This window comes from Flavobacterium ajazii, from assembly GCF_010614725.1.
In the GTDB taxonomy this organism is placed as follows: Bacteria; Bacteroidota; Bacteroidia; order Flavobacteriales; family Flavobacteriaceae; genus Flavobacterium; species Flavobacterium ajazii.
On the sequence record NZ_JAAEHL010000019.1, the window covers coordinates 15,441 to 37,198 of the forward strand.

General features: G+C 34.0%; 20 protein-coding genes. 5 read left to right on the top strand and 15 right to left on the bottom strand.

From position 1 onward, the window contains the following. Window positions 1–2 precede the first annotated feature (2 nt). The 3 genes from GWR14_RS23390 (at window position 3) to GWR14_RS23400 (ending at window position 2,957) form a co-directional block, all read left to right on the top strand. Complete coding sequence (locus GWR14_RS23390) at window positions 3–1,100, top strand: MBL fold metallo-hydrolase (protein ID WP_163411564.1); 1,098 nt, start codon at window positions 3–5, stop codon at window positions 1,098–1,100. A 188-nt stretch (window positions 1,101–1,288) separates the two neighbouring features. Next, a complete protein-coding gene (locus tag GWR14_RS23395; RefSeq protein ID WP_163411565.1) occupies window positions 1,289–2,416 on the top strand; it encodes a lactonase family protein in 1,128 nt (375 codons plus the stop codon). A 13-nt stretch (window positions 2,417–2,429) separates the two neighbouring features. Beyond that, on the top strand, window positions 2,430–2,957 hold the full coding sequence (locus GWR14_RS23400) for a GNAT family N-acetyltransferase (RefSeq protein ID WP_163411566.1): 528 nt from the start codon (window positions 2,430–2,432) through the stop codon (window positions 2,955–2,957). Between the two features lie 68 nt (window positions 2,958–3,025). Here GWR14_RS23400 and ypfJ read toward each other — a convergent pair whose 3' ends face one another. The 8 genes from ypfJ to GWR14_RS23440 all read right to left on the bottom strand — a co-directional run bounded on the left by ypfJ (window position 3,026) and on the right by GWR14_RS23440 (window position 13,882). Further along, entirely contained in the window at window positions 3,026–3,871 is an 846-nt protein-coding gene (gene ypfJ, locus GWR14_RS23405) for a KPN_02809 family neutral zinc metallopeptidase (protein ID WP_163411567.1), read from the bottom strand. Window positions 3,872–3,964: 93 nt separating this feature from the next. Then, on the bottom strand, window positions 3,965–8,002 hold the full coding sequence (locus GWR14_RS23410; RefSeq protein WP_163411568.1) for a PAS domain S-box protein: 4,038 nt from the start codon (window positions 8,000–8,002) through the stop codon (window positions 3,965–3,967). 37 nt (window positions 8,003–8,039) lie between these two features. Then, entirely contained in the window at window positions 8,040–8,831 is a 792-nt protein-coding gene (locus GWR14_RS23415) for a DUF2189 domain-containing protein (protein WP_163411569.1), read from the bottom strand. A 105-nt stretch (window positions 8,832–8,936) separates the two neighbouring features. After that, window positions 8,937–10,265 (bottom strand): aldehyde dehydrogenase, encoded by a 1,329-nt coding sequence (locus GWR14_RS23420; RefSeq protein WP_163411570.1) that lies wholly within the window; start codon window positions 10,263–10,265, stop codon window positions 8,937–8,939. Between the two features lie 75 nt (window positions 10,266–10,340). Beyond that, window positions 10,341–11,030, bottom strand: a complete 690-nt coding sequence (locus tag GWR14_RS23425; RefSeq protein ID WP_163411571.1) for an RluA family pseudouridine synthase — start codon at window positions 11,028–11,030, stop codon at window positions 10,341–10,343. 55 nt (window positions 11,031–11,085) lie between these two features. Next, window positions 11,086–11,436 (bottom strand): four helix bundle protein, encoded by a 351-nt coding sequence (locus GWR14_RS23430; protein WP_163411572.1) that lies wholly within the window; start codon window positions 11,434–11,436, stop codon window positions 11,086–11,088. A 113-nt stretch (window positions 11,437–11,549) separates the two neighbouring features. After that, complete coding sequence (panB, locus tag GWR14_RS23435; RefSeq protein WP_163411573.1) at window positions 11,550–12,368, bottom strand: 3-methyl-2-oxobutanoate hydroxymethyltransferase; 819 nt, start codon at window positions 12,366–12,368, stop codon at window positions 11,550–11,552. An 86-nt stretch (window positions 12,369–12,454) separates the two neighbouring features. After that, the gene (locus GWR14_RS23440; RefSeq protein WP_163411574.1) at window positions 12,455–13,882 is read right to left on the bottom strand and encodes an L-serine ammonia-lyase; all 1,428 of its coding nucleotides are present in this window, start codon (window positions 13,880–13,882) and stop codon (window positions 12,455–12,457) included. 309 nt (window positions 13,883–14,191) lie between these two features. On the opposite strand from GWR14_RS23440, the gene GWR14_RS23445 reads away from it, so the two are divergent. Continuing rightward, a complete protein-coding gene (locus GWR14_RS23445; RefSeq protein ID WP_163411575.1) occupies window positions 14,192–16,339 on the top strand; it encodes a cation:proton antiporter in 2,148 nt (715 codons plus the stop codon). Between the two features lie 75 nt (window positions 16,340–16,414). Beyond that, window positions 16,415–16,777 carry a VOC family protein gene (locus tag GWR14_RS23450; RefSeq protein ID WP_163411576.1) on the top strand — a complete coding sequence of 121 codons (363 nt, stop codon included), beginning with the start codon at window positions 16,415–16,417 and terminating at the stop codon, window positions 16,775–16,777. Here GWR14_RS23450 and GWR14_RS23455 read toward each other — a convergent pair whose 3' ends face one another. The 7 genes from GWR14_RS23455 to GWR14_RS23485 all read right to left on the bottom strand — a co-directional run bounded on the left by GWR14_RS23455 (window position 16,778) and on the right by GWR14_RS23485 (window position 21,646). Next, window positions 16,778–17,461 (bottom strand): 2'-5' RNA ligase family protein, encoded by a 684-nt coding sequence (locus GWR14_RS23455; RefSeq protein WP_163411577.1) that lies wholly within the window; start codon window positions 17,459–17,461, stop codon window positions 16,778–16,780. 6 nt (window positions 17,462–17,467) lie between these two features. Beyond that, window positions 17,468–17,845: an iron chaperone gene (locus GWR14_RS23460; protein ID WP_187356562.1), complete on the bottom strand. Its 378-nt coding sequence runs from the start codon at window positions 17,843–17,845 to the stop codon at window positions 17,468–17,470. 19 nt (window positions 17,846–17,864) lie between these two features. Next, the gene (locus tag GWR14_RS23465; RefSeq protein WP_163411578.1) at window positions 17,865–18,332 is read right to left on the bottom strand and encodes an SRPBCC family protein; all 468 of its coding nucleotides are present in this window, start codon (window positions 18,330–18,332) and stop codon (window positions 17,865–17,867) included. Window positions 18,333–18,349: 17 nt separating this feature from the next. Continuing rightward, complete coding sequence (locus GWR14_RS23470) at window positions 18,350–19,036, bottom strand: DUF2490 domain-containing protein (protein WP_163411579.1); 687 nt, start codon at window positions 19,034–19,036, stop codon at window positions 18,350–18,352. 97 nt (window positions 19,037–19,133) lie between these two features. After that, window positions 19,134–19,715 (bottom strand): LOG family protein, encoded by a 582-nt coding sequence (locus tag GWR14_RS23475; RefSeq protein ID WP_163411580.1) that lies wholly within the window; start codon window positions 19,713–19,715, stop codon window positions 19,134–19,136. Window positions 19,716–19,847: 132 nt separating this feature from the next. After that, window positions 19,848–20,492, bottom strand: a complete 645-nt coding sequence (locus tag GWR14_RS23480; protein WP_163411581.1) for a T9SS type A sorting domain-containing protein — start codon at window positions 20,490–20,492, stop codon at window positions 19,848–19,850. Window positions 20,493–20,977: 485 nt separating this feature from the next. Next, on the bottom strand, window positions 20,978–21,646 hold the full coding sequence (locus GWR14_RS23485) for a suppressor of fused domain protein (RefSeq protein WP_163411582.1): 669 nt from the start codon (window positions 21,644–21,646) through the stop codon (window positions 20,978–20,980). Window positions 21,647–21,758: the final 112 nt, after the last annotated feature.

A 21,758-nucleotide genomic window follows, 5' to 3' on the forward strand; every position in this document is an offset into this window, starting at 1 on the left:
TAATGATCCTTACATTACTAATCCTTTTACTGGCGGTTATTTTATACTTTTTATTTCATCCCAGATTCGGAAAAAAACCTTCCCGAGAACGACTGGCTTTAATACAAAAATCACCCCAATACAAAAACGGAAAATTCGAAAATGAAAACTTCACTCCGGAACTGGCTGAAGGTTATGGTTATTATGATGTTTTAACTGAATTTTTATTTAAGAAGGTTGACCGAAAAATCCCAACTGATATTATCCCTTCCATAAAAACGAATTTAAAAGAACTTCCTTCGCATGAGGATGTTTTAGTTTGGTTTGGGCATTCGTCTTATTATATTCAGCTTGAGGGGAAACGTTTTTTAATTGATCCTGTTTTAAGCGGAAACGCTTCTCCTGTTTACGGAACTACAAAAGCTTTTAAAGGAACTGATATTTATACCTATGATGATATTCCTGAAATTGATTATTTGCTCATAACGCATGACCATTATGATCATTTAGATTATAAAACTATAATAGAACTGAAGCCCAAAATAAAAAAAGTAATCACGGCACTTGGCGTTGGTTCACATTTTGAATTTTGGGGTTTTCCGGTAGAAAATATTATCGAAAAAGACTGGCACGAAAAAGTAACATTAGATCAAAATCTAACACTTTATACTGCTCCATCGAGACATTTTTCCGGCAGAAGCATCAAGCGCTGTAATACACTTTGGACTTCTTTTATTTTAGAAACCAAAGATTTCAAAATGTATTTGGGTGGCGACAGTGGTTACGATACCCACTTTACAGCAATTAGTGACAAATTTGGTCCTTTTGATATTGCACTTATTGATAATGGACAATATAATCCGGCATGGAAATACATTCACAATTTGCCGGAAGATGTAATAAGAGCGATGAAAGACTTAAAAGCAAAAAGAGTCTTTCCTGTACATAATTCAAAATTTCCATTGTCTCTTCATTCCTGGGACGAACCTTTGATCAAAGTAAGTGAATTAAATGCTGCATCAGAAAATCCGATTCCGTTGATTACACCGATGATTGGAGAATTAGTAGAACTGAAAAATGACAAGCAGGAGTTTAAACAATGGTGGAAAGGAGTGAAATAGTAATTTTGTGAAATGTGAAACGTCCAGTTTTTCATTTCGACCTTTTGGGAGAAATCACACCAGAAGCTACGCAAAGTATGTCACCTATCTTTGTAGATTTGCGAATGTGGTTTACTTCGTTTATTCGCTATTGCTCGGCTCTCTTTCGTCAGAAATGACAAGATTGAACATAAATCTGAACTAAAAAAATGAAATTAAAAATTGCCTTTTTCGTACTTACCATTCTCGCTTCATTTAATGCATTCTCACAAAAGACTTACGTCTTTTTAGGCTCATATAACAAAGATAAAACGGCAGAATCAATTCAGGTTTACCAATTAGATACCGTAAACGGAAATCTGATTAAAATAACCGGAGTGAAAAATATAATTAATCCGTCCTATTTAACCATTTCTCCAAACGGAAAATACGTGTACGCCTGTACAGATACGAAAACGCCAAATGCAGGAAGTGTAAGCAGTTTTGAATTTAATCCGGTAAACAAAACCCTTACTTTTTTAAATAAACAGGCAAGCGGAGGTGAAAACCCGGTATATGTTACCATTCATAAAAATGGAAAATGGATTGCTAACGCTAATTACAATGAAGGAAGTGTTTCGGTTTTTCCTGTTTTAGAAAACGGAAGAATAGATTCGATAGCCCAAAATTTTAAATATACTGATAGAAGCACTCACAAAGAAAGACAGACACGTTCTCATGTTCATTCAGCGGTATTTTCTCCTGATTTTAGTTATCTCTTTTTGCCTGATTTAGGAGCCGATAAAATCAGATGTTATCAATTTGATGAAAAACAAAAAAAGCCTTTAACTGAAGCTAAAGTTCCATTCACAAAAACCGATTTAGAAGCGGGACCAAGGCACTTTACTTTTCATCCGAATCAAAAATTTGGGTATTGTATTGAAGAAATGGCTGGTTACATAAGCGTTTATCAATATAAAAATGGAAGCTTAAAAAAGATTCAGCGTATCAGTACGCACCCTGATACTATAACGGAAGGTTACGCAAGCTCGGATATTCATATTTCTCCTGACGGAAAATTTTTATACGCTTCAAACAGAGGGAAAGAGAATAATATAGCTATTTTTTCTATTGATAAAAAAGGACTCTTAAAAAACATAGGGTATCAGTCTACTTTGGGCGATCATCCGAGAGTTTTTGCTCTTGATGAAACTGGAAGTTTTCTAATTGCTACAAACGTCAACTCAGGAAATGTGGTTGTTTTTAGAAGAAATAAAAAAAGTGGTCTGTTAACCAAAACAGGTGAAGAAATTAAAATGCCAAATGTTACTTGTGTAAAAATCAAACAAATTCTATAAACTAATTTTAAGAATGAAAATATCTAATTTCAATTTACAGCCGGAAATTTTAGAAAATGAAATTACAAAATTAATTCCCTTACAAGAAGAACATTTTGAAGCATTATTTGACGCAGCTTCCGACCCGTTAATTTGGGAACAGAATCCTGTAAAAGACCGATATCAAAGAGAAGGTTTTAAAGCTTTTTTTGAAATTATAATTACAAAAAATCCATTCCTAATTCTCGATAAACAAACTAACGAAATAATGGGAACGACAAGTTTTTATGATTACAATTCCGAAAAATCAAATATTGCAATTGGCTACACTTTTATTAAAAGAAAATATTGGGGCGGCCCTTATAATAAATCAAACAAAAAATTACTGATCGATTATGCTTTTCAATATGTTGATTCGGTGATTTTTCATGTTGGAGCAGAAAACTTCCGTTCTCAAAAAGCCGTTTTGAAACTTGGAGCAGAAAAAATCAATGATGTGGTGTTTCAGATTAAAGGAGTTGATGTGCCTTACTACGAATATGAATTGGTAAATAGTAAATAGTAAATAGTAAATAGTAATATCAATATTGAACATTAAAATTGACATTGATATTGATGTTGAAAATGTTATTATATCTCATCAAAAGTATTGCCCTGATGGATATCACCGCTGTTATATCCTTTTTTAAACCAGTACATTCGTTGTTCAGAGGTACCATGGGTAAATGAGTCCGGTACTACATGCCCTTGCATTTTGCTTTGGATGGCATCATCACCAACAGCATGTGCAGCGCTCAGTGCTTCCTCAATATCCCCTTCATCCAGGTTTTGTTTGTTATAATGTGCCCATACACCCGCATAAAAATCGGCTTGAAGCTCTAGTGCTACAGATAGTTTGTTAGCAGCAGCTTCGCTTTTCCCTTCCTGTTCTTCACGCATTTTGGCAGAGGTGCCCAGTAAAGTTTGCACATGATGGCCAATCTCGTGGGCGATAACGTAGGCTATTGCAAAATCACCGCCTTTTGCACCAAATTTGGTTTTTAGTTCTTCAAAAAAATCAAGGTCCATATATACTTTTTGGTCACCAGGACAATAAAAAGGACCTGAAGCAGACGAGGCACCGCCACAGGCAGTTTGTACAGATCCTCTAAAAAGAACAAGCTTCGGCTCTTTATATGTCATTCCGTTTTCTTCAAAAATTTTTCCCCAGATATCTTCAGTATAAGCTAAGGTTACTTTAACAAAATCCCCCATTTCTTTATCTTCTGCACTTAGAGGTGCAGCTGCTTCTGTTTGAGGTTGATTTCCCTGTAGCTGCTCCAGTACCGGAGTAATTAGTTTGGCATTTTCACCGCCAAAAACATTCACTAATAAGATAATAATACCAAGAATACCTCCGCCAAGTACGGCTTTGCCTCCGGATATTGAACGTCTGTCTTCAACATTGTCACTTTGTCTTTTGCCTAACCATTTCATAAGATATTATTTTTAAGCTGGTTTATGATTTGTGGATAACGAATTTATATTTTTTTTGTAATAAATTATCGGTCGGAACAATTTAGTTATGAACTAAATCAGCCATTTGAGTAAAATAGTTTCAATAACTCCCTTCATAATTGGTTTAGCAATATAATCATTCATTCCTGCCAACAGGCATTTGTCGCGTTCTTCTTTTTCTGCACCAGCTGTTACGGCAATAATAGGAATTTTTTCGCCTTTAAGCGTGTTGCGTAATATTTTGGTAGTTTCATAACCGTTCATAACAGGCATCTGGATATCCATAAAAATTAAATCTGGTGTAATGCTTTCAAACTGAAGAAGTGCCTCATGACCATTCTCGCTGCCATAAATACTACTTTCCGGGCAAAGGTTTTTAAGAATTGTTTTTAAAAGCAGCATGTTCACCTTATTATCTTCCACAATCATAAAAACCGGGTTTTGTGCTGGCAGTAAAGTTGGGACTGCAGGGAAATCATTATCTTGGATTATGTTTTTTTCGTTTGGGTTCTCATGGCTTGTCAGGAGTTTCAGGTCAAAATAAAAGGTACTCCCTTCTCCAATATTACTTTCAAGCTGCAGATGACTGTTCATTAACGCCAGGAGCTGGTTCGAAATTGTAAGACCTAGTCCGGTACCGCCAAATTTTCGGGTAGTTGAACCGTCTTCCTGTGAAAAAGCTTTAAAAATTTTGGACTGGTTTTCTTCCAGAATTCCTATACCCGTATCTGTAACTGCAAAACGCAGGGTGTAGAGCGCTTCATGGCTTTCTATTATAGTGACATCGAGCCTGATTAATCCTTTTGGAGTAAATTTGACAGCATTTGACAATAAATTGATTAGTATTTGTTTTAGGCGTACAATGTCGGTACGGATATATTGCGGCACATTCGTTGCAATATGAAGCTCAAGGTTAAGGTTCTTGAGGTTAGCTTCATACCGAATAAGATCGAACGTTTGCTCCAATAATTTTTTGATGTCATAAAGGTCTATAAACAATTCCAGTTTACCCGCTTCAATTTTAGAAAAATCCAGAATATCATTGATGATTTCCAAAAGTGAATGTGCTGACTGGTTGATAGTAGTCATGTATTTTTCCTGTATAGGGGCAAGGTCGGTTTTCATGAGTAGGTTGGTAAAACCGATAATACCATTCAGAGGGGTTCTTATTTCATGTGACATATTGGCAAGAAATTCCGATTTCGATTTATTGGCTGCTTCTGCCAGCTGCTTGGCTTTTATAGCATCTTCTGTTTGCTTCTTAGTAGTAATATCGAAATAGATACCTCCAACAAATTCAATTTCATCACCTTTTTTAATGACATCCCCAAATTCCTCTATCCAGATGTATTCTCCGCTTTTTCGTTTAATTCGATAAGTATTGTGTAATGGTTTTCCTTGTTGTAAATTTTGCACCTGATTATGAATCACATCTTCCTTGTCGTCAGGGTGAATAAGCGATAAAAAAGAAAGGTTATGTTCCAGGAATTCGATTTTAGAATAACCTGTAAGGTTTAGGATCTGGTCGTTCAGGAATATTTTGGTAGAAAAAGCATCAAATTTAGACAGATAGACTGTCCCGGGGATATTATTGGTAATTAATTTAAACTTCTCCTCACTTTCAAGGATTTTGCCCTGATTTCGGTTTCGTTCAAGAGCAGATGAAATATTATTGGCAAGGGTCTGGAAAATGTAAATTTCTTCTTCAGACCATTTGTGTTCACTGTGGCAGTCATCAAAACCAATAAAGCCGCTAAAAACATCATGCACATACAAAGGAAGAATCAATATTGATTTGATGTTGTGCATCTCCAGTAAATTTTTAAAAAAAGAACCTTCGTCAAGCAACCGAGTCAGGGTATTCAGGATTTTCTTGTTTTCGGCTTTTTCAACAATCTCTTTTAAATTGGTTTCGGTAAATTTTTGAAGAATAATGTTTTTGTCCAGATCTTTGGATCGCGACCATTTGTATTTTTGAGTGATGGTATTGGTTTCAAAGTCCTTCTCATAATAATAAATATGATCGGCATGAGCTACCTTTCCTATAATGTTATAGGTCTCCTGAAACATTTCCTCAGTCGTCTTGCTTAATAAAAATTTCTCTGTACAAAGAGCCAATGCAGACAGGAGCTGGCTTTTAAGTTCCAGTTTACGTTCGGCTTTGAGACGCATTTGGGATGAAATGGCAAGTGAGATGACATCTGAAATCGTACGGGCGTAATTAATATCTTCATTGTCCCATATCCTTTTCTTTTTGGTACTTTCAAAGCAAATTACTCCAGCCAGACGCCCACTAAAAAAAACAGGTACATCCAGCATAGAAATAACCCTGTTCTGAATAAAATATTCTTTTTGGAACTCGGAGGTCTCTATCTTGTTAAAAACATCAGGAGCATTGATGATAGCTTTTTTTTGTAAAGTCTCAAAATAAATAGGGTGTGAGGCCTTGTCGAGTATATGCGTATTGTGAAAATTAGATTTATCCTCACTGTAAAGATTTTTGCAGATAAGGGTATCATGACTATATTTCCAGAAACTGATTCGGTTGGCTTTTGAAACAGAGGCTTCTTTAATGATAAAATCAATTAAAACATGCAGATTATCATAATTGCTAAAGTCGGTTGTAGATAGTTTTTTTGTTGAATGGGTGTACGATTCAATTTTTTCAAGTCTGATTCTTTTTTCGTTTTCGTTGTTTTTAAGTTCCGTAATATCCCGGGCAATACCGGCAAAACCTACAACTTGTCCCGAATCATTTTTCTGTGTAATAACTTTTTGCGAAATCCAGATAGCATCCCCGTTTTTCTTTAAAATAGGAAATTCAATAGTGTCGTAATTAAATTTATTTTCTTCAAGGTTTTCATAAAAATCAGCAACCTTTTTTCGGTAATCAGGATGGATGAAATTAGAATAATGGGTATCAATAACTTCTTTTTCAGTATATTCAAGTACAGAAAAAGCAAAATCATTGATAAAGGTAAAATTTCCGTTCGTATCAATTTCAAAAATAATATCTGCAGCGGACTGAATCAGGTTTTTGTACTGATCTTTTATTTTGATTTGTTCCGTAATATCCTGTCCTATGCCTATAATCAGATCTTCGGTAAAACGTTTGTCTTTCCATTGAATGTACTTGTACTCGCCGTTTTTACATTTTAATTTTCTAGCATAAGATACACTATCCTGATAGTTGTCCCAAAATTGTTCACCAATGAAATCCGGATCTTCGGTAAGTTTCCAAAAGCCCATTCCCATTACTTCATCAGGGGTATATCCAAGTATTTCGGTAATAGATTCACTGCAAAAAATAAGTTCTCCTTTTTTGTTGCAGGCAAGTGTGAGTGAATTTCCTTTGTGAACTATTTCATTGGTAAACCTGAAATTATCACGTGTATTTAAAAAAATGGCGTATTTAACGTGATTAATTACAAAAATGACCAGACAGAACGACAATAGTAAAACAGAAGATTTTAGCGGAATAGAATTAAAAACAAGGTTTACAATGTTATAAATAAATACAGCAGCGGCAAAACCGCGGTAAATTTGTATAGGCCTCAGGATGCTGTATGAAAAGTAAAAAGAAATTAAGAAAGCAATTATTGGTACATTGTCATTTGGGTAAATAATGATATTGCGCGCAATATGAGTTGTAAACAATAAAAAAATACTAATAAAAATGACACCAACTTTATTTTTGAACGATTCAATTTTATGACTTAAAAAATAAAGTAATAAGATAAAAAATCCGATAGAAAGATTGACTGCCAAAAGGCTTTTTGACCTTATTTTAAAAATTTCATTGATGATTTCGATTACAATGATTGTAATACCGAAAAATAAAAGATAAAGCTGATATTCCTTGTGAGTAACTTCTTTTTCTTTGTTTTTTTCAATAAAGGAACCGATTTGTTTTTTGATATTAAAAAAATGGTAAACCAGAAGTCCCAGAAACAAACAAAGGCATAATCCCAAAAGAATAAGTTTTGGGATATAATGAAAAATGAGGTTTGGATAGGAAATTGACTGTAGTTGCAATGATAGTTCCAGAACATTACCGAAAATGGTAAGACCTGAAAAACCAAAGCCATGAAAACTGCAGCTTCCTACCATAGAGATTTGTGGTTGATGTTCTTAAATAGTACCTGTGTTATTCCGAATCAGACTGGCCTATAGAATCGATAGAATCCTGTTTCTCAATTCCAATAATAGCACTATAAATCGCATATTTTACAGAATAATTAATAGGAATCGTAAACACCACACCAATACAACATCCAATAAAACCAACAAGGGAACCAATGAAGGCAACGATAAATAGAAGAGCTATTACTACAGGTTGTTTGCTCACAATAGTAATACTCGATTTTATAGCATCTTTTGTATTCAGGTTTCCAAAAACAATTAAGGGAATCGTTAATGATGTAAATAGCGAAATTGCAAGTGATATTAAAGTATCAATAAAAATAATTCCTATAAAATTAAACCCAACTGAAATTAGGCCAGTCAGGAGACTTATTAACAAAGAAGCAATAAAAATTCTAGAAAAATAGGGTGCTTTGTAATAAATGAAAATCGTAGAAAAATTAAAAGTTTCGTCTTTTTCAGCACATTCGGCCATTTTTAAAAAGCCAGCTGTAAAAGGACCAAAAATAGCAGTTAAACCTACAAGAACACCCAAGGAAATCAGAAGTGAATCTGATGTTGGTTCTTGTTTTAGGAGGGACTCTATAAACTCTTTGTTAAGATTTTCAACTCCATATATTTTGGCGAAGATACCTCCTCCCAAAAAAAAGGATAGTATGGAAACGACCAATAAAATAAGTCCTGCGTAAATGGCTATTTTTTTATAATTTTCGAAAGTATGGGTGAAAACTTCTGAAAAATCTAGGTTATAACCTTTGTTTTTTATCTCTTCGATTTGATTAAGGGTAGACTTCATATCTGGTAAAATTGTAGTAAACTATTTAGGTTTTTAGGTTGAAATTTAAACGTAAATATAAATGTTTTTAATCAATTTTATAAGAGTCTGTCTTGTAATTATTGGCTATAGCCAGTCTAATAATCTTCGTATGCTTTTTAATTTATCTTTATAAGGGGCATAACGCATAGGAAAATCAAGCCAATTGGCTTTTTTGACTATGGATTTATGATGTGTAAAGGTATCAAAACTGAGTTTTCCATGGTAAGCACCCATACCGCTGTGCCCAACACCTCCAAAAGGAAGTCTTTTGTTCGAAAAATGAATGATAGTATCGTTGATACAGCCGCCTCCAAATGAATAACGTGAAATCATTTTTTTGGAAAAAGAATCATTTTCGCTAAAAATATAAAGGGCAAGAGGCTTTTCATATTTGGGGATAATAACATCAATATCCTGTTCGGACTCATAAGACAGGATAGGGAGAACCGGGCCAAAAATTTCTTCAGCCATAATTTTACTGTCGAGTTCAGGTTCATCAATAAGGGTAGGAGCTATGTAAAGGTCAGCAGCATCAGATTCTCCTCCAAAAAACACCTTTTCGGGGGCAATCATATCTGTCAGACGCACCCAGTTTTTAGTGTTGATGATACGGGCATAATCAGGGGAATCTTGTATTTTTTTGCCATAAGCCTGAATGATTTCTTCAATGAGGTATGTGATAAAATTTATTTTCATGTCTTTTTGGACCAAAATATAATCAGGGGCAATGCAGGTTTGTCCGGCATTAATGAATTTTCCCCAGACAATACGCTTGGCAGCAAGTCTCAAGTCGGCGGTTTCATCAATAATGCATGGATTTTTACCACCTAATTCCAATGTTACAGGAGTTAGATGTTCGGCAGCGGCTTTTGCTACAATTTTGCCCACAGCAACACTTCCGGTAAAGAAAATATAATCCCAGCGTTTTGACAGAAGTTTTTCTGAAGCTTCAATCCCTCCCTGAATAACTTCGACATGATTGATATGAAATGATTTTTCGATGATTTTGGCAATGATGGCAGAAGTATGAGGAGTAAGTTCAGAAGGTTTTAGTACAACTCTGTTTCCCGCTGCTACAGCAGAAATTAAAGGACATAAAGCCAATTGAAAAGGATAATTCCAGGGAGCAATGACTAAAACATCTCCATAAGGCTCTTTATAGATATAATCAGAGGAAGGAAAATTAAGCAGTGAAGGAAAAACACGTTGAGGTTTTGCCCATGTATTTATATTTTTGATAGTCGTTTTTAGTTCTGAAACAACATAATTTGTTTCAGTTAAAACGGCTTCAAATTCCGGTTTTTTAAAATCATCATATAAGGCTTTTATAATCAGGTCCTCATCTTTCTGTATATTAAAAAGTAATTTTTTAAGCGTTTCTTTTCGGTACTTTATATCGTTTTTATAGTCCATTTTAGTGAAAACTTAAATTTTGGCTATGCAAGTTAACAGATATAAATTGAAAATCTGACAATTAAATCATAAAAATCATACAGCATTCCAGATCGTTTCATCCGGGGTTGGGGCAGTTATAATGATGTTTTCTTTAGAAACAGGATGAACAAAAACTAGTTTTCGGGCATGTAGGTGAATACCTCCGTCTGGATTGCTTCGGTCAGCCCCATATTTCAAATCACCTTTTATAGGGGAACCAATGGCAGATAATTGTGCCCTAATCTGATGATGACGGCCTGTGTGCAGGTTAATTTCTAAAGCAGTATAATTTTGAAGTTCTTTAATGATTTTATAATCCAGACTTGCTAATTTACTGTCCGGAACTTCTTTTAAATGCGCTTTTGAAGTATTGTTTTTTTCGTTTCTCTTTAAATAATGAACCAGTTTGGCAGAAGTTTCTTTTGGTTTGTTTTTTACCACTGCCCAATATGTTTTTTTAGTTTCGCGATTGCTGAATAATTCATTCATTCGGGATAAGGCTTTGCTGGTTCTGGCAAAAACTACAATTCCGGTTGTTGGTCGGTCCAGACGATGAATAACTCCCAAAAAAACATCGCCCGGTTTATTGTATTTGTCTTTGATGTATTCTTTTACAATATCTGATAAGGGTTTATCCCCTGTTTTATCTCCTTGTACAATATCTCCAACACGTTTGTTTACAACGATAATATGGTTGTCTTCGTGGAGGATTTGGAGGTTATTTTTGTTGGAAAGAATTTTCATTTGGACTTACTTAGATTTTAGACTGGCTTAGACTTTTTAGATTTAATTTTTGGGATTATAACAAAGTTGCCCTGAATTTTGAAGTCATTTTAGTAATTTCTTCCAGCAGATTTATCAATTCTGTTATGTTTTCTTCATTAATAAAACCTAAATCAGATGAAATTAAAAATTGAGTTTCTACTTCGTAAGCAGAACCAATTGCAATTTCTAAGAATCGTGCAAAATCTTTATTAGAATTTCTTGAAGCTCCTTCAGCAATGTTTGAAGGGATGGAAACAGCAGCTCTTCGTAATTGATTGGCTATTCCGAATTTTTCTTCATTCGGAAAATTAGCAGTTATATTGTAAATTTTAGAAAAAAACAATCTGCTTTTTTTCCAAATTAAAAGTTCTTTAAATTGATGCATATTATTTTTTAGATTATTAGATTTATAGACATACTTAGACTTCTTAGATTTGAATTTTTAAATTTAGAATTAAAATCTAAGAAGTCTAACATCTAAGAAGTCTGACATCTAATCTAGTATTGTTCCTTCTCATTAGGAAAGTCCTTCGATTTCACATCGGCTGCATACTGACCGATGGCTTTGGTCATTTCTTCATATAAATTCAGATAACGACGAAGAAAACGCGGACTGAATTCATTGTTCATTCCTAACATGTCATGAATTACCAGAACCTGTCCGTCAACACCGCCTCCGGCTCCGATTCCGATAACCGGAATAGAAATACTTTTAGCTACTTTTTCAGCCAAATCAGCAGGTATTTTTTCTAAAACAACTGAGAAACAGCCAATTTTTTCAAGCATTTTAGCATCTTCAATCAATTTTTCGGCTTCTTCGTCTTCTTTGGCACGAACGCTGTAAGTTCCGAATTTGTAAATAGATTGTGGTGTTAACCCTAAATGCCCCATTACCGGAATTCCGGCATTTAATATCTTTTTGATGGATTCTTTAATTTCTTTTCCGCCTTCAAGTTTTACGGCATGACCACCACTTTCTTTCATGATTCTGATAGCAGAACGCAAAGCTTCCTTAGGATCAGACTGGTAACTTCCAAAAGGTAAATCAACTACAACAAGACCTCTTTCTACCGCACGAACAACCGATGAAGCATGATAAATCATTTGATCTAAAGTAATAGGCAGAGTAGTTTCATGACCAGCCATTACATTGGAAGCCGAATCTCCGACCAAAATCACATCGACACCTGCGGTATCAACAATTTTTGCCATCGTATAATCATAAGCAGTAAGCATAGAGATTTTTTCTCCGTGGCTTTTCATTTCGATTAACGACTTTGTAGTGATTCTTTTATAATCTTTTTTTGCTACTGACATTGATACTTTTTTTAGTTTTTTTGAATAGTTTTAAAGTTGATTTTCTTTAAAACGAAATTTTTTCTGCAAAATTAAGCAATATTATACTAACAATCGGCCATATTTACCGCAATTGCTAATCCGCCTTCTGAGGTTTCTTTGTATTTTGAATTCATATCTTTCGCAGTTTCCCACATCGTATTGATTACCTTATCCAGTGGAACTTTAGCATTTTTTGAATCCGTTTCTAAAGCCAGTTCAGCTGCATTTATGGCTTTTATGGCGCCCATTGTGTTTCTTTCGATGCATGGAATCTGAACCAGGCCTCCAATAGGGTCACAGGTTAAGCCAAGATGATGTTCCATGGCAATTTCTGCAGCCATTAAAACCTGGGCAGGAGTACCGCCCATTAATTCACAAAGAGCTGCCGCTGCCATTGATGACGAAACGCCAATTTCGGCCTGACAGCCACCCATTGCTGCAGAAATTGTAGATCCTTGTTTGAATAAACTTCCTATTTCGCCTGCTACCATCAAAAATTGTTTGATTTCTTTTTCTCCGGCATTATGGTTTTCGATTACCAAATAATACATTAAAACAGCCGGAATTACACCTGCGCTTCCGTTTGTAGGAGCGGTAACGACACGTCCTAAAGAAGCATTTACCTCATTGACGGCCAATGCAAAACAACTTACCCATTTTAGGATTTGACGAAATTTAACCTCGGTTTTTCTGATTTCTTCGAGCCACGATTGCGGATCATTATAATTAGATAAACCAATTAAATTCTGATGCATATCAAAAGCCCGTCGACGTACATTTAATCCTCCGGGAAGGACTCCTTCAGAATGGCAGCCTATATACATGCATTCGAGCATTGTGTTCCAGATTCGCATTAATTCAGAGTGAATTTTTTCTTCGGAACGCATCGATTTTTCATTCTCATACACAATTTCAGAAATCTTTTTGTTTTCCTGAACCGTATATTTTAATAAATCATCGGCATTATCAATCATGAACGGAAAAGCACATTTTATGGCAATTTTGTTTATGGCATTTGTACGTTCTTCTTTTACTACAAACCCGCCTCCAATCGAATAAAAAGTAGATTCGTATTCAGAATCATCATTTTTGAAAGCTGTAAATTTTAATCCGTTGGCATGAAATGGAAGAAAATCTTTATTGAAAACAATATCCTGGAGAAAATAAAACGGAATCGTAATCTCATTACCCAAAACAATCTCATTTTTAGTTTCAATCGTTTTGATAATACCCGAAATATTTTCAACTGGAATGTATTCAGGATCCTGGCCGCTTAGTCCCAGCATAACCGCCAAATCAGTAGCATGGCCTTTGCCTGTTAGCGAAAGTGAGCCATATAAATCGACTTTGACTCTGATAACCTGTTTTAAAATAGATTGTTCCCTTAATTCTTTTAAAAAACGTTCAGCTGCCCGCCAAGGCCCTAGTGTATGGGAACTCGATGGGCCAACCCCAATTTTAAGCATATCAAAAACAGAGATACATTCTTCCATTGTTTAGTTTTTTGTTTAAACAAAGATAATTGAATAATGCAAAGAAGTTTCTTTTTTATTTGTTAATGTTGCGGTTTTGTTAAAAAATATATTAAATATTAATAATTTGTCAATGAAATAAAATTTATTACTTAATATAGGACTTTGATAAAAAGTTCGGCCTTTTTTTAGGTATTTTTGTAAAGAGACTTTCTCGAAAACTGAACTTTTTAGTTTTTTTAATAATTGAAATAAACGGCAACTTTGAGTATTGGGTTTGAATTCTATTTTGAAGAAATCAATAAAATACCCTGCAGCTAAAATTACACTATGATAGAATTTTTCAGACATTTAATTCATGAATTAGAATTTCCTCTTGTTAAGCCAGTACCCATTTTTTCGTTGATACTTTTAATAATCTTATTATGTCCTATTTTACTTAAAAAAATAAATATTCCAGGTATTATTGGTCTTATTATTTCTGGCGTTATTATTGGTCCGCATGGATTAAATATGCTGGCAAAAAGTTCTGCAGTCGATTTATTTTCAACAATTGGACTTTTATATATTATGTTTATTGCCGGACTTGAATTAGATATGAATGAATTTAAAGCCAATCGAAACAAAAGTTTATTGTTTGGTTTTTTCACCTTCATTTTTCCGCTTACTATTGGTTTTCCTGTTTGCTTTTACCTTTTAAAATATGATTTTAACGCCAGCTTTTTGACAGCAAGTATGTTTGCAACACATACATTGGTTGCTTATCCAATTGTTAGTAAACTTGGAATTGCAAAAAATCAAGCCGTTGCCATTACCGTTGGAGGAACTATTTTAACCGATACTGCTGTTTTGATTATTCTGGCCGTAATTATGGGAAGTGCTGAGGGAAATTTGAACCAGGCTTTTTGGATTAAATTGGCCGTTTCCCTGGCTATTTTTTCGGCCATTATGTTTTTGGTTATTCCAAGAATTGCAAAATGGTTCTTTAAAAAACTGGAAAGTGAAAAACATGCACATTATATTTTTGTACTTTCTGTTGTTTTCTTTGCTGCATTTTTGGCAGAAGTAGCGGGAGTAGAGCCAATTATTGGTGCTTTTGTGGCCGGTTTGGCTTTGAATCCTTTAATTCCGCATTCATCGGCTTTAATGAATCGAATTGAGTTTATCGGGAATTCGCTGTTTATTCCGTTTTTCCTGATTTCTGTGGGGATGCTCGTTGATATCAGTGTTATTTTAAGCGGTCCAACAGCGCTAATTGTTGCAGGTACATTGAGTGTTGTGGCCATTTTTGGAAAATGGATTGCCGCATTTTTTACCCAAATCGTTTTTAAATATACGAGAACCGAAAGGCAGTTGATTTTCGGATTGAGCAGCGCACATGCTGCAGCAACCCTGGCTGTAATTCTCGTTGGATTTAAAGCAAAAATACTTGATGAAAATATTTTAAACGGAACTATTATCTTAATATTAATTACTTGTATTGTAGCTTCTTTTGCAACAGAAAAAGCAGGTAAAAAGATTGCTATCTGTGAAGAGGAAGTTTCTCCTGAAGATACAAATAAAGATTTGGTTTTAGATGAACATATTTTGATTCCGTTGGCAAAAACTTCAGCAGCGACCAGTTTATTGGATTTTGCCCTTTTGATAAAAGATAAAAAATCATCAAATCCTGTAACATTATTAACGATAGTGCCGAACAATGATCAGGCAGAAATCAATATTCTGAAATACAGAAAAGCAGTTGATAAATTTGTGATTCAGGGTTCTGCTTCTGAAGTAAAAATAAATACAATTGCCAGAATTGATCATAATCCGGCAAGTGGAATTGCAAGAACTTCAAAAGAAATCATGTCGGATATTGTGATTGTGGGCTGGCCGAAAAAAACAGGTTTTCTGGATAAGATTTTTGGAGAAAATGTTGATTCAATCATAAATAACGTTGATAAAAGCTTATTCATTTGTAGATTTCCGAAAAACTTTATAGAAGAAAAAAGACTGGTTTTTATTTGTCCGCCTTTTTCAGAAAGAGGAGCCGGATTTAAACTTTTATTGCAGAAAATCTGCAGACTATCACAGGAGTTAAGCATTCCGATTGTAATTCATGCCGAGTATAAAACACATCAGGCGATACAGCAGATTGCAAATAATTTGAGATTGAATGCGAAATTAGGTTTTAAAAGCATTTTGGACTGGGATGATTTTGAAGCCATTTCTGATGAGATTAAACCAACAGATTTTGTGGCTTTGAATTTATCCCGAAAAGGTTCTGTTTCTTATAAATCTATTTTTGACAGGCTGCCTCAGAAATTTGAAAAGGCGTTTAGTGAAAACAATATGATATTAGTGTATCCGCAGGATGATAATAAAGTTACGTCAATGGATGCTTATGAAGATTTTACTGCTACACCTTTAACAAAAAGTCTGGAGGCTATTGAACAGATTGGACGTGGGTTAGGGAATATTTTGAAGAAGGGATAATTGATTAAGAATTAAGAATTAAGAATATAGAGATTAGACATCTCGGTATTGGGAGTGTTTTAAAATTCAATCAAAATGAATCATAATATAAAATCAATCCGGCCATTTATAGGTTCTAAAGATTTTGAAACTTCAAGACTTTTTTACAGAGATCTTGGGTTTGAAGAAACAATTTTAGATTCTAAGTTGTCTGTTTTTGAATCCGACAAAACTGCATTTTATCTGCAGGATGCCTATGTTAAGGATTGGATTGATAACACCATGATTTTTTTAGAAGTTGATGATGTCGACCGTTATTATAATGAACTTTTAGCTTTAAATCTTGCTGAAAAATATCCTAATGTCAAATTAGTTCCAACTCGTCATTTAGAATGGGGGAGTGAATGCTTTTTGTATGATCCTTCCGGAATTTTATGGCATTTTGGAGAATTTAAATAATTATCTTAAATAAAGATCACATATATTTATCGTATTTTTTTCACGCTGATACCAGTCGTTAAAAACAAGTTCAATTTTATCAACCGTAAATTTTCCGAAATTCTGATTTCTGAATTTTTCTATCACTTCAATCAGTCTTTTTGGGTTTTGTAATTTATTCTGAAATCGCATGACTGTTGCGTGGGCAGCAGTGATAGTGTAACGGCTGTCCATACTTTGCTGCAGGGAAGAATTTTTAAAGTTTTCGCGCAGTTTGTCCCGTAAAATATTCAATGAATCATCAGTTGGAAAACCCTGAATCATTATAGCGGAAGGGGAGGAAGTTATCCCTTGAAAATCAATTTGTATCTCATTTACATCTACAAGGCTTTTTTCGATGATATCAACATACTCAGATATATTAAATTTATCCAGTGAAAAACCTTCGTAACACGAAATGATAGACATGATGGTTATATGAATGTCAGAATTAGGATAATAATACTGATCAGGTTCAGCTTTCTTTAATTCTTTGAGAAATGCCTGGATGTTAGTGTTAATTTCATTATTTGGACGAACCAGCAAAGTAAGTCCGAATCGTTTATCCGAATCATCATTAATTTTAGAATCAATGGTATAATTTTCAGATAAAATCAGTTCAGATGATTTTTTGAAAAGCGCATTATAATGTTCAGATAAATTCATATTTGATTATTTATTTTTTACTTTTTCAAGATTTTCTTTAACTCTGAATTTTACAATTTTGGTAATTAAATCAAAAGGTATGGGCTGATTTAACGGAAATTGTACGGAACCTTTGCCTGATTTGTATTTTGAAAGTGCTTCCTTAAATGCTGAATGACCGCTCGGAAGCGCATAAAGCCCAATATGATTTTTGAAAGCGGCAAAATAAACAAGGATGCCATTTTGCTCAAATGCAGGCATGGAGTAACTGATTTTTTCTTTGACATCGGGGGCTGCTTTATGAATTGTCATTCGAACTTTTTCTAAGACTTCCTGAACATCATTTGGAAAACTGCCGATATATTCGTCAATAGTTACAGGTTTTGAAATCGGAATCGCTGTCATGACAATAATTTTTAGATGATTAACTCAAACCTTTTGGAAATCTGTCTAACACTAAATTCAACTGAATCTGATATTCTAAAAAAGCTTTCGCTCCGGCTAAAACCAGTGTAAAACCTTCAGTAGAATTTCGAACCTCAGAAAGTATTTTATCAGTATCGCCCTTAAAATTAGAATTGGTAATGCTTACAAAAGTTTCTTTTTCATTCAGTGGATTAAAAATCCATTCGACAAGGGTTTCTTCGCCATTATTTCCCCACTCAACAACAATTCGTTTATCTTCTTCAATTACTTTAGTTAAAACAGTAAGTGAAAAGCCATACATTTCCCAGGTCCATTCAGCTGTTTTTCCTTCTTCTAATTTTTCGGAACCTTTAGTAAACCAAAATTTACTGGTAATTTCAGGATTTATAAATGCCTGAAAAACCTCTGAGACAGGTTTTCTGATCAGCATTTCGGCTTTTGCAAAATTATTATTTACTGTTGCCATATTTCCGGATTTAAAAGTTATTTACTGCTGCTAAAAGGTATATTGTTGTAAACTACTATCTGAAATTGATTTCGGCCAGTTTCTTCCTGAATCTGTCTCATAAAACCGGCTTCAACCCTGAATTTTTTATTAATTACATAACCTAATGCACCATATAGACGGTCGCGGTCAAAAGCAGATGATTCAGCGTTTATAAAAATTTCATTATAAGCTGAAAAATAAAAGGCATTATCTTCCATTTTCGGCTTGTTTAAAGTAACATTCAGAGCTAAAAAATAACGAAAACGCATTTGAAAATCATCTTTTAAAAAACGTTCTTCTACACGATAACGATGCTGTAGATAAACCCGTCCAAAATTTTGGCGTGTTATAAACTGCTGAAAAATACGATGTTCGTTAGTTTCTGTTTTATCATCTGTATCCGGTATATAATTTTGTGAATTAATAAAACCGTAACCCAATAAAATATTGTTATTGTTTTCGGTAAGATTATATCCAATTCCGGTTCTTAGTAATAATTGCTGAGTATCTCCTGCAAAATTATAATTGCGGTATTGTATTTCATTATGCCAGTTCCATTTTTTATTGATGGCCTGATTTCCAAAATAAATAAACCAGTTTCCGGTATCAGAGTCCTGAGCGTTTGTAAAATTTATAGCTAAAATAAGGGCAAATAGGAGAGAAGTGGCTTTTAAATGTTTCATTTAGGATAACTGATTTTCTGTTTTTTTTGGAGTCACAAGATAAGAAAGTTATTCGGTAAATTATGTTAAAAACAGAAAATCAAAAGTTCAAAAAGGATTAAAGCTGCTGTTTATCAATCCATTTTCCAGTGGTTGGCGCTTTGTAATTCTTCATTTTATCCAGTAAATCATCAATGTTGTCACTGACTAAAAGCATTTGTTGGTTAACGTCTTTCAATAAACCTTTGCTGACCATGACTTCCGTTAATTGTATGAGGCAGTCATAAAATCCATTGATGTTTAAAATTGCGATTGGTTTTTTATGAAGCCCTAACTGTCCCCAGGTGAGCATTTCAAAAAGTTCTTCGAGTGTTCCAAAACCTCCTGGAAGAGCAATAACACCATCGCATAAATCGTTCATTTTGGTTTTTCGTTCGTGCATGCTTTCTACAACGATAAGTTCCGTTAAACCTAAATGTGCAATTTCTTTAGATCTTAAAAAATTAGGCAAAACACCCGTTACTTTTCCACCGTTCTTTAAAACGCCATCTGCTACGGCACCCATAAGGCCTACATTGGCTCCGCCATATACCAATTCTATATTTTGTTTGGCTAATGTTTCACCAAGTAAAGCTGCCTGTTCTTTATAAACTTCTTCAGAGCCAAAACTGGATCCGCAGAAAACTGTTATTCGTTTCATTTTTAAATATTTGGTATTTGATGAAATTATGTTTTCAGATTTAAAATATTAATTCCTGAATTTAGAGAAAATAATTACTCTAAGTTCAGGAATTAATTTACTTTGACAGATAATAAAGGACGATTTTTAGTGCTATTTTATAATAATCTTTTTAGAAATTTTTTCATTTTTAATAAAATAAACACCAGAAGACAAATTTTCTAAGTGTATGGTATTAACTGTATTTTCAATAACATAAAATTCTTTAACAACTTGTCCCGACTCATTTATAATTTGATAATTGCCGCTTTTTTTTGCTTCTATTTTCAAAATATCATTGACCGGGTTGGGATAGAATTTGATTTGTGAATCTAAATCGAATTCAGATACAGACAATGTTGTAGATTTTACGACAATGTTATCAACTGCGAAAGAAGGGTCTGTACCAACTCCGTCATCGTTGTTGACCCATCTAAAAGCTATTTTTATATTAGGATTATTATTTGCTGAGGCAGGAAGCGAAATAGTTCTGGTTACCCACATTCCCTGACCTCCACCACATACTGAAGTTTTAGGCATATCCTCTATTTGCGCCCAGCTTGTACCATCATAATACCAAAATGTAGCATTGTCATTAAGGCCATCACCATTTTCAATATAATTAAAACTTACGGCTATTGAGTTAAATCCAATAGTTGAAAAAGAAGGTGATTCTGCTCTTTTGTCTGTCTGAGGACAAAATAAAAGTCCGCATAATCCTCCTGCATCATACGTTGCTCCTCCTGAAGGATTTAACACAGGTGTTATATGTAAAGTTTTATTTCCATTATTATAAACAGCACATTGGCCAGTTGTGAGTCCACCTCCTTCGTTTGCTGATTCAACAAAAAAATTCGGATCTGCACCATTTGCACCAGTGGATACATTTAATGTCCAGCCCGAATTAGCGGTAAAATCTTCTGAATAGATAGTGGTTTGAGCGTATGTTAAATTGCTTAAGACAAAAATAAAAGAGAGTAATTTTTTTTCATGTAATTTTGGTATTTGATTTTAATTTATTTTATGATTTTAATTTTTTTATTTAAACAAAAAACAATTGAAAAGGACTTTGAGCTAAAATTGAGAAAAAAAGAGTTTTGTACAGTCTGAGGTCCCTCGGCTTTGCGAGGTTTGGGGTTAAAGATGTGAGTTTTTTCCATTATGTAAATTTTGCAAGTACAAAACCATCTTTAAATTCAGCCTAATGCCCAAATCTTGTGTAACGGCTGTTATGTGATGCCAATTTAGGCAACTGGTTTCCTATCTAAATCGCTATATGGATAAAAGCCTTTTTCTTTTAGCAAATTTATTAATTTATCGCTTCCATTTTTTCTAGCAAAATCCATTTCGCTTCTGAAAACTTCTAAACATAACAATAAATGATGACTTCTTTCCCCGATTTTAAATTCTTTGTTGTCAGGTTTATAATTATCTAAAATCAGACAATTGTTTTCGTCAGTTCCATTTGGGACTTCAATTGTTTCATTCGGATTTAAAATTGCCTGAGAAGCATAATTTCCAATAGTTGTAAATATTCCACAAAAGCGTCTTTCGATTGAATTAAATTCAGTTTGATTTTCTTCATTATCGTTATAATCCAATTTTGTAAAACCAACTAATTCATAAGTTCCTATTCTATTTGCTTTTGGTCCAAATCCATCAGGATTTAGTAATTCCATTGTTGCAAATCCAGTTCCCTTAATATGGTTTTTGAAATAATACATATCAACTGTACCTCCAACCGAAAATGGAATTATTGCGTGTCCAACAATTCCGTGCATTTTACCTAATACACTTTCTAATCCTTGTTCTTTTAATTCATAATCGGTATTATACTCATCTTCGGTGAATTCTCTTGTTGGCAGTTCAACTCCCTTGTTTTTTCCACCGAATAAATTTTTAAAAAAGCTCATATTTCTTATTTAGTCATTTTTGGTTTGGTATCACATAACGTCAGTTCGTCTAAAAACCCTTTTTAGTTAACTACGTTTACCCAAAAATAGTTATTTACACGAGTTGTAAGTG